The 8,799-nt window shown below is 64.9% G+C and carries 8 protein-coding genes; all 8 read right to left on the bottom strand.

Annotated features, from left to right (window positions below; all coding sequences use genetic code 11):
• Nucleotides 1–67 precede the first annotated feature (67 nt).
• The 8 genes from fliJ to ACK1VC_RS10340 all read right to left on the bottom strand — a co-directional run bounded on the left by fliJ (nt 68) and on the right by ACK1VC_RS10340 (nt 8,765).
• A complete protein-coding gene (fliJ, locus tag ACK1VC_RS10375) occupies nt 68–517 on the bottom strand; it encodes a flagellar export protein FliJ (protein WP_016488429.1) in 450 nt (149 codons plus the stop codon).
• A gap of 6 nt (nt 518–523) precedes the next feature.
• On the bottom strand, nt 524–1,879 hold the full coding sequence (gene fliI / locus ACK1VC_RS10370; RefSeq protein WP_060519404.1) for a flagellar protein export ATPase FliI: 1,356 nt from the start codon (nt 1,877–1,879) through the stop codon (nt 524–526).
• A complete protein-coding gene (gene fliH, locus ACK1VC_RS10365; protein ID WP_095117236.1) occupies nt 1,869–2,663 on the bottom strand; it encodes a flagellar assembly protein FliH in 795 nt (264 codons plus the stop codon). The genes fliI and fliH overlap by 11 nt, the downstream gene beginning before the upstream one ends.
• A 164-nt stretch (nt 2,664–2,827) precedes the next feature.
• Complete coding sequence (gene fliG / locus ACK1VC_RS10360) at nt 2,828–3,847, bottom strand: flagellar motor switch protein FliG (protein WP_016488432.1); 1,020 nt, start codon at nt 3,845–3,847, stop codon at nt 2,828–2,830.
• The gene (fliF, locus tag ACK1VC_RS10355) at nt 3,840–5,618 is read right to left on the bottom strand and encodes a flagellar basal-body MS-ring/collar protein FliF (RefSeq protein WP_016488433.1); all 1,779 of its coding nucleotides are present in this window, start codon (nt 5,616–5,618) and stop codon (nt 3,840–3,842) included. The genes fliG and fliF overlap by 8 nt, the downstream gene beginning before the upstream one ends.
• Before the next feature lie 15 nt (nt 5,619–5,633).
• The gene (gene fliE, locus ACK1VC_RS10350) at nt 5,634–5,966 is read right to left on the bottom strand and encodes a flagellar hook-basal body complex protein FliE (protein ID WP_003254438.1); all 333 of its coding nucleotides are present in this window, start codon (nt 5,964–5,966) and stop codon (nt 5,634–5,636) included.
• Nucleotides 5,967–6,192: 226 nt separating this feature from the next.
• On the bottom strand, nt 6,193–7,548 hold the full coding sequence (locus tag ACK1VC_RS10345; protein ID WP_191086852.1) for a sigma-54-dependent transcriptional regulator: 1,356 nt from the start codon (nt 7,546–7,548) through the stop codon (nt 6,193–6,195).
• The gene (locus ACK1VC_RS10340; protein ID WP_016488435.1) at nt 7,548–8,765 is read right to left on the bottom strand and encodes a sensor histidine kinase; all 1,218 of its coding nucleotides are present in this window, start codon (nt 8,763–8,765) and stop codon (nt 7,548–7,550) included. The genes ACK1VC_RS10345 and ACK1VC_RS10340 overlap by 1 nt, the downstream gene beginning before the upstream one ends.
• Nucleotides 8,766–8,799: the final 34 nt, after the last annotated feature.

Below are 8,799 nucleotides of genomic sequence, written 5' to 3'. Positions count from 1 at the left end.
CCCCCCCCCCCCCCCCCCCCCCCCCCCCCCCCCCCCCGCTCCTACAAGGCACAGCGCAAGGCTTTGGCTAAAGGATTTGGCGGGGCAAGCGCTGCGACAACTCATCCAGCAACCGCTGCTCACGCTTGTCTTCGGCGCGCCGGGCTTCGTCCATGTAGCGCTGCACCAGCTTGCGCAACCCCTCTACCCGGGCATAGGCCTGCTGCCAAATGCCACGGGCATTGTTGAGGTTGTTCTGGTGCCAGACCAGGCTCTGACGCTGCTGGGTCATGGCCGTTTCCAGCTGCCCCAGAAAACGCTGGTAGTTGACCAGCCAGCTGCCATTTACCCCCTGCCCGCCACGGTTGATCCACTGCAGCTGGTAATCCTCACGAAAACGCTCCAGTTCGGCCAGCTTGGCCTGAGCCGTGGCCACTTGCTGCTGGAAATGCCCCAGGCGCTGGGCGGCCTTGCGCTCGGCCTCTTCGGCCATGCCCACCACCGGCGTCAGGCGCGCCGCGCGCCCAGGCAGGGCCATGCCCTATCAGCCTGCCGGGGGCGTGAAGATCGCCCCCAACTGTTCGCGGCTCTGCGCCATGCCCACATTCTCCTGCAGGCCTTGGCGCAGAAAATCCACAAGCCTGGATTGCAAGGCAATGGCCAGGTCGGTTTCCGGGTCGCCGCCGGCCACGTAGGCGCCCACGCTGATCAGGTCGCGGCTTTGCGACAGGCGCGACCACAGTTGCTTGAACTTTTGCGCCTGGCGCAAGTGGTCGGCGTCGACCACCTGGGGCATCACCCGGCTGATCGAGGCTTCGATGTCGATCGCTGGGTAATGGCCCTCTTCGGCCAACCGGCGCGACAGCACGAAGTGGCCGTCGAGTACACCGCGCGCCGAGTCGGCGATGGGGTCTTGCTGGTCATCACCTTCGGACAATACGGTGTAGAACGCGGTAATCGAGCCACCGCCCGGCTCGCCATTGCCCGCCCGCTCCACCAGCTTGGGCAGCTTGGCAAATACCGACGGCGGGTAACCACGGGTGGCCGGCGGCTCACCGATGGCCAGGGCAATTTCCCGCTGGGCCTGGGCGAAACGGGTGAGCGAGTCCATCAACAACAGCACGTTCTTGCCTTTGTCACGGAAGTACTCGGCAATGCGCGTGCAATACATGGCAGCACGCAGGCGCATCAGCGGCGCATCATCGGCAGGTGAAGCCACCACCACCGAGCGCTTGAGGCCCTCCTCACCCAGGATGTGCTCGATGAATTCCTTCACCTCGCGGCCCCGTTCGCCGATCAGGCCAACCACGATGATTTCGGCTTCGGTAAAGCGGGTCATCATGCCCAGCAACACCGACTTACCCACGCCGGTACCGGCGAACAGGCCCAGGCGCTGGCCGCGACCAACGGTCAGCAGGCCATTGATACTGCGGATGCCCACGTCCAGCGGCTTGCTGATAGGGTCACGGTTGAGCGGGTTGATCACCGGCCCATCCATCGGCACCCAGTCCTCAGCCTTCATCCCGCCCTTGCCATCCAGCGCGCGGCCGGCGCCATCCAGCACCCGACCGAGCATGCTCATGCCCATGGGCAATCGGCCGCCGTCGTCCAGCGGCACCACCCGGGCGCCGGGGGCGATACCGACAATGCTGCCGACCGGCATGAGGAACACCTTGGGCCCGGCAAACCCCATGACTTCGGCTTCCACCTGGACCGGGTGGTAGCTGTCGTCGTTGATTACCAGGCAGCGGCTACCCACGGCGGCGCGCAGGCCTTCGGCCTCCAGGGTGAGCCCGACCATGCGCAGCAGGCGGCCTTCGACGATGGGTTGGGTCGGCAGCGCGATGGCCTCGGCATAACTGCCCAGGCGCTTGCCGAAGCTGGTGCGCTTAAGGTGCATCAGGGCTTTCCACCGAACGCTCGACGGGGGCGTCCAGGTCTACCGACATGTCTGGCGCCGCCGGGTGCAGAGAATGATCGTGCAACTGGTCGAACAGCTGCGCCACGGTTTTCTCGATGCGCGTTTCCATGGTTGCATCAATGCGGCTATGGGCAGTCTCGATACGGCAGCCCCCCGGTAGCAGTGCGCTGTCTTCCAGCAACCGCCAGTTTTCCTCATGGCGTTCGCGCAGGGCCTTGACCAGCTCGAAGTCCTGCGGGTTGAGGTGAATGCGGATATTGTCCGCCCCCATGGGCAGCAGCTTCAGTGCTTCGCGCAGCACCTGGGTGATCTGGCTGGAGTCGTTGCGCAATTCGCGGCCAATCACCTGGCGGGTCATGTGCGCCACCAGGTGAACGAGGGTTTTCTCGATCTGCGTGTCTTGCTCGGCGATCGGGTCCATCAGGTGGGTCATCAGTTGCTCGAGGCTGTCGAGCTTGGCCTTCAGGGCCGCTTCGGCCTCTTGGCGGACCTTGAGCTGGGTGCTGTGAAAGCCCTCTCGCTCGCCGGTGGCGAAACCTTCGTTGTAGGCTTCCTGGCGGATCGCCTCGAGCTCTTCCAGGGTGAGTGGCTGGACTTCTTCCAGCGGCACTTCCTCGATTTCTTCCTCGACCGCCTCGGGTTCCGGCTCAGGCTCGGGTACGGGCTCTGGCTCCGGGTCGAAGCTGGGCAGCGTCCACACGTCCACACCCTCGAGGTCGCGGGCGCGGATCAGGTCGCTGGGGTGATGTTCTTTGCTGGACATGTTTTCAGGTACTCACAACCCTGTTCAAAGGGATACAGGTCTGGCCCCTGTGGGAGCGGGCTTTTCCCGCGAAGCAGGCGCCGCGGTGCATGGCACCGGCGTTGCCGGTGTTCGCGGGGCAAGCCCGCTCCTACACAGAACCCTCAAGGCCCGCCGCTAGTGACTCAGATCATTTCCTCGGCACCCTTGCCGCCGAGCACGATCTCGCCGGCCTCGGCCATGCGGCGGGCGATGGTGAGGATTTCCTTCTGCGCCGTTTCCACGTCGCTGACCCGCACCGGCCCTTTGGCCTCCAGGTCGTCGCGCAGCAGTTCCGAGGCACGTTTGGACATGTTCTTGAAAATCTTGTCCTTGACCCGCTCGTCGGCGCCCTTGAGCGACACCACCAACACGTCGGACGACACTTCGCGCAGCAGCGCCTGGATACCCCGGTCGTCGACGTCGGCCAGGTTGTTGAAGACGAACATCAGGTCTTCGATCTGCTCCGACAGGTCGCTGTCGACTTCGCGGATCGCATCCATCAGTGCACCTTCCACGGAGCTGTCGAGGAAGTTCATGATGTCGGCAGCGCGCTTGATACCGCCCAAGGTGGTGCGCGCGGCGTTGGAGTTGCCCGAGAACTGCTTCTCCAGAATCTGGTTCAGCTCTTTGAGCGCCGCCGGCTGCACGGTGTTCAGCGACGACACGCGCAGGACGATGTCCAGGCGCACCTTGTGGTCGAAGTTGCTCAGTACTTCACCCGCCTGGTCAGGGTCGAGGTAAGCGACCACGATGGCCTGGATCTGCGGGTGCTCGTAGCGGATCACGTCGGCGACGGCGCGCGGCTCCATCCACTTCAGGCTGTCCAGGCCGCTGGTGTTGCCACCCAGCAGGATGCGGTCGACCAGGCCGTTGGCCTTGTCCTCGCCCAGCGCCTGGTTGAGCATCTTGCGGATATAGGCATCGGACCCCACGCCCAGGCTGGTCTGGTCGCCGACAATGTCGACGAACTCGCTCATCACCTGCTCCACCTGGTCACGGTGCACATTACCCATCTGCGCCATGGCCACACCCACCCGCTGCACTTCCTTGGGGCCCATGTGCCGCAGTACCTGGGCCGCATCGGTCTCGCCCAGCGAGAGCAACAGGATTGCCGCTTTGTCGACGCGGCTCAGCTTGGCGGTAACGGCTCGGTTATCACTCATCGGCGTTGATCCAGTCTTTGACGACCTGGGCTACACGGCCCGGGTCTTCGGCCACCAGGCCTTTGATTGCGTTGAGCTGTGCCTCGTAACCCTCGCTCGGGCTAGGCAGCAGAATGCTTGTCGGGCCACCCAGGCTGACGCGGTCGTTGGCCAGTTCGCCATCCAACCCCACCATGCCGCCCAGCTCCATGTCGCTATCGGAAGCCGCCTGCTTGCCGCCCCCTGTGATGTTGTTAAGCACCGGCCGCAGCACGCCGAACACCAGCACCAGAATGAACACCACGCCCAGCACTTGCTTGACGATGTCCCAGAACCACGGCTGCTGGTAGAAGGCGATATCGGCGATTTCTTCGCCACGGTCGGCGGCAAATGGCACGTTGATCACCGTCACGCTGTCACCACGGCTGGCGTCGAAGCCGACCGCGTCCTGCACCAGGCGAGTGAAGCGCGCCAGGTCTTCGGCAGCCCACGGCGCACGGCTGGTGTTGCCGGTGGCCGGGTCGATCTTGACCTGGTCGTCCACGACCACCGCCACCGACAGGCGGGTCATGCGCCCCTGCTGCTGACGGGTGTGGCTGATGGAGCGGTCCAGCTCGAAGTTCTTGGTGCTTTGCTGGCGTTTGTCCGACGGGTACGGCGCGAGCATCGGCTGACCGGTGGCCGGGTCCATGACCTGCTGGCCGTTGGCATCCACCAGCGGCTGGCCAGGCTGAATGGCGGCGGCCGGGGTAGCGGCGCCACCGGTGGTTTGCGGTGCCGAAGCGGCGCCTGGCGGCTGGTTGCTCAGCGCACCAGGCACGCCTTGCGGGCCTTGGCTGCTGGCACGTTGCTCTTCAACCGACTGCTCGCTGCGCAATGCTGGCTGATCGGGGTTGAACTGCTCGGCGGTCGACTCGACGGCACTGAAGTCCAGGTCGGCAGACACTTCGGCCTTGTAGCGGTCATTGCCCAGCACGGGCTGCAGGATGTTGCGCACGCGCTGGGTGAGCATGCTTTCCATGCGGCGGCTGTAGTCGTACTGCTTGCCGGCTTCGGTCAGGGCAGAGTCCTGCAACTGCTCGGACAGCAAGTTACCCTTCTGGTCGACCACGGTGACCTGGGATTTATCCAGCTCCGGCACACTGGTCGCCACCAGGTTGACGATGGCCAACACCTGACCGGCCTCCAGGGCACGGCCCGGGTACAGCTCGACCAGCACCGAGGCGCTGGGCTTTCGATCGTCACGCACGAACACCGAGCTTTTCGGGATGGCCAGGTGCACGCGCGCGGCCTTCACGTTGTTCAGGCTGGAAACGGTACGCGCCAGCTCGCCTTCCAGGCTGCGGCGGTAGCGCGTGGCCTCCATGAACTGGCTGGTGCCCAGGCCTTGCTCCTTGTCGAGCAGTTCGAAGCCAACATTGCCATCGCTGGGCGCTACGCCGGCAGCCGCCAGTTTCAGGCGCGCACGGGAGAGGTCGTCGGCCTTGACCAGCAGAGCACCGGAGTTGGGCTCAACGTTATAAGGGATATCAGCGGCACCCAGGGTGTCCATGACCTGCTTGGTATCCATGCCCGACAGGCTGCCGTACAGCGGACGGTAATCGGGTTGTTGCGACCACAGCACCACGGCAAAGCCGATCGCCACGCTGGCCGCCAGGCCGACCATGAGGCCGACCTGGCGCAGCATGGGCATCTGCGCGATGTTTTCCAGGAACGACATACCTGGCAGCGGGCGCTTGGCCGCTGCCGGGCCCGTCTTGGCGGGGGCGTTGTCGACGACTGCTTCAGCCATGGTTTACGTCCGTCCTCAAACCGGCATCTGCATGATGTCCTGGTACGCCTGGACCAGCTTGTTGCGTACCTGGGTCATGGCCTGCATCGACACGCTGGCCTTTTGCGAAGCGATCATCACGTCAGTCAGGTCGACGCCGCTCTTGCCGATCTCGAAGGCATTGGCCAGTTGGGTCGATGCCTGCTGCGTCTCATGCACCTTGCCGATGGCCTGGCCAAGCATGTCGGCAAAGGTACTCTGCCCCGGTGCCAGCTCGGGGGCTGCGGTGACCTTAGGCAGCGACATGGCATCGGCCTGCATGGCCCGCATGTCCAGCATCAGACGATTGAATTCAACACCTTGGCTCATGACCCTTCTCTCTCCTGCGGCCGCATTTTTTGACACTCATGCGGCGAATAGCCTACGTAAAGCAACAAAGGTGCCAGCCTTGGCAATCACCTTCACGGGTTGGCGCGGCCCTGTGGGAGCGGGCATGCCCGCGAACACCGGCGCAGCCGGTGCCATGCACCGCGTGGCCTCTTCGCGGGCAGGCCCGCTCCCACAGGGTGGTATCCATTCACAGCGGGGCGCAGTGTCAGCCGAACAGGCTGGCCTCGACGTCGAACCCGGCATCGCGCATCTGCGCCAGCTTGTAGCGCAAGGTGCGTGGGCTGATGCCCAGCCGTTCGGCCGCCTCTTTGCGCCGACCGCGCTCGGCGCGCAGGGTGTCGATGATCATCTGGTACTCATGGCGACGCATGTCATCGCCCAGCCCGCTGGCCTCGACTGACACTGCAGGTGATGGCTCTGTGCCAGCTGACAATGGAATGGCGCCTGCCAGACAGAAATCCGCCGCCTCGATCACCCCGCCCTGCTGCAGGATCAGCGCCCGCTGAAGCGCGTTGTCGAGTTCGCGCACGTTGCCCGGCCAGGCATAGGCCTGCAGGCAAGCCCGGGCCTGCGGCGACAGGCGCACCGGGGCGTGTTTCATCTTGGCCGCGTGGCGCGCCAGCAGGCGCTCGGCCAGTTGCAAGATATCGCCCGGGCGCTCACGCAATGGGCACCAGGCCAGGGGGAACACTGACAGGCGGTAGTACAGGTCTTCACGGAAACGCCCGGCGGCCACTTCGCCAGCAAGGTCGCGGTTGGTCGTGGCCAGCACACGGATGTCCAGGCTGATCGGCTTGCGCCCGCCGACCCGCTCCACCTCGCGCTCCTGCAACACGCGCAGCAGCTTGGCCTGCAAGGCCATTGGCATTTCCGAAATTTCGTCGAGCAACAAGGTGCCCCCTTCGGCCTGCTCGAACTTGCCGGCCTGGGCAGCGATAGCACCGGTGAAGGCACCCTTTTCATGGCCAAACAAGGTGGCTTCGAGCATGTTGTCGGGGATGGCCGCGCAGTTGATTGCCACGAAGGGCTGCGCTGCCCGCTGCGATTGCTGGTGGATGTAACGTGCAAGCACTTCCTTGCCGGTGCCGGATTCCCCGGAAATCAGCACAGTCGAATCACTGCGCGCCACGCGCGCGGCCAGCTCCAGCAACTGGCGGCTGGCCGGCTCGCAGGCCACCGGGCCTTCTTCGGCGATCACCCGCCCCGCGGCATGCCGCTCGACCAGGCTGAGCAGCGCCTTGGGCTCGAACGGCTTGACCAGATAGTCGGCAGCCCCCTGGCGCATGGCCTCGACGGCACGCTCGACGGCGGCGTGCGCCGTCATCAACAGCACCGGCAACTGGGGCTGCTGACGGCGCAACTGGCTCAGCAACTGGTGCCCGTCCATACCGGGCATGTTCACATCGCTGACCACCAGGCTGAAAGCATCATCCAGCACCGCCTCCAGCGCTTCCTCAGCACTGCCCACCGCCTGGTAGGCGAAACCGCCGATTTCCAGGGTATCGCCCAGCGCCTGGCGCAATACGCGGTCGTCCTCGACCAGCAGCACCTTGATTGCCATTACACCCCCTCCGCCAATTGCCCGTCGATCAACGGCAGCTCTACCCGCACGCAGGTGCCACGGCCCACTTTCGAGCGCAGATGCAAACGGCCCTGATGGGCACGCACCACGGCCTGGACCACCGCCAGGCCAAGGCCGGTGCCAGTGGCTTTGGTAGTCAGGAACGGCTCACCCAGACGCGCCAACAACCCGGCGTCGATACCACTGCCCGCATCACTTACGCACAGCTGCAAGGTGCGCTCGCGGCGGAACAGGTGCACCTTCAACCGCGCCGGGCTGTTGCTGGCCTGCAGGGCATTCTCGATCAGGTTGAGCAAGGCACCGACCAAGGTATCGCGATTGCACAGCAGCTCACCCAGATGGCTGTCGCACTGCCAGCGCACAGCGTGCCCCTGCACATGGGCCTGGGCCGCCTGCTGCAGGGCCTGGAAAAGGGCTTTTGGGGTAACCCGGTCACCCAGCGGCAACTCGCCACGGGCGAACACCAGCATGTCGCGCACCTGATGCTCCAGCTCGTGCAGGCGCTCCTTCAAGGTACCGGCGAAACGCTGGCGGGTTTCCGCGCTCAACGCTTGCTCGCTATCGGCCAGGTGGCTGGCATAGAGCATGGCTGCCGACAGCGGCGTGCGAATCTGGTGGGCCAGCGAGGCGACCATCCGCCCCAGCGATGACAGGCGCTCGTGGCGGGCCAGTTGGTCTTGCAGGCGACGGGTTTCAGTCAGGTCGTTGAGCAGCACGAGTTGGCCGGGTTCGGCATCCAGCGACCGGGTGGAGATCGACAGGCGGCGGCCATCGCGCAGCGAGATTTCATGGCCGTCGTCCTTGCGCGGCGCAAAGCTGCGGGCGATTACCTGGCGCCACAATTCGCCGATCAGCGGCTCGCCGAGCAGTTCGCAGGCAGCCGGGTTGGCTTCACGTACAAGGCCATGACCATCGATCACGATTACCCCGCCAGGCAGCAGGTCCAGCAGGTTCTGCAGGCGGTTGGCCAGGCGTTCCTTTTCGCTGAGTTCTTCGATGCGCTGCGCACTGACCACCGCCAGCTCGCCTTTCAGCTCACTGACCCGGGCTTCGAGCAGGCTGTAGGACTGGCTGAGTTGGCTGGACACCTGGTTGAACAGGGCGAAGGCGTGCTCGATACCCTGGTGGCTGTCCTGCTCGATCGGGGCATGCCCCTGCTGATTGGGGGCTCGGGTTACGTGGGCGGCCTGGGGCATCGTGCTCTCTCGCGTGGCTGACCGTCATAAAAAC

It is taken from the genome of Pseudomonas sp. XP2 (assembly GCF_053557975.1).
This window is presented reverse-complemented; position numbering and strand designations above follow the sequence as displayed.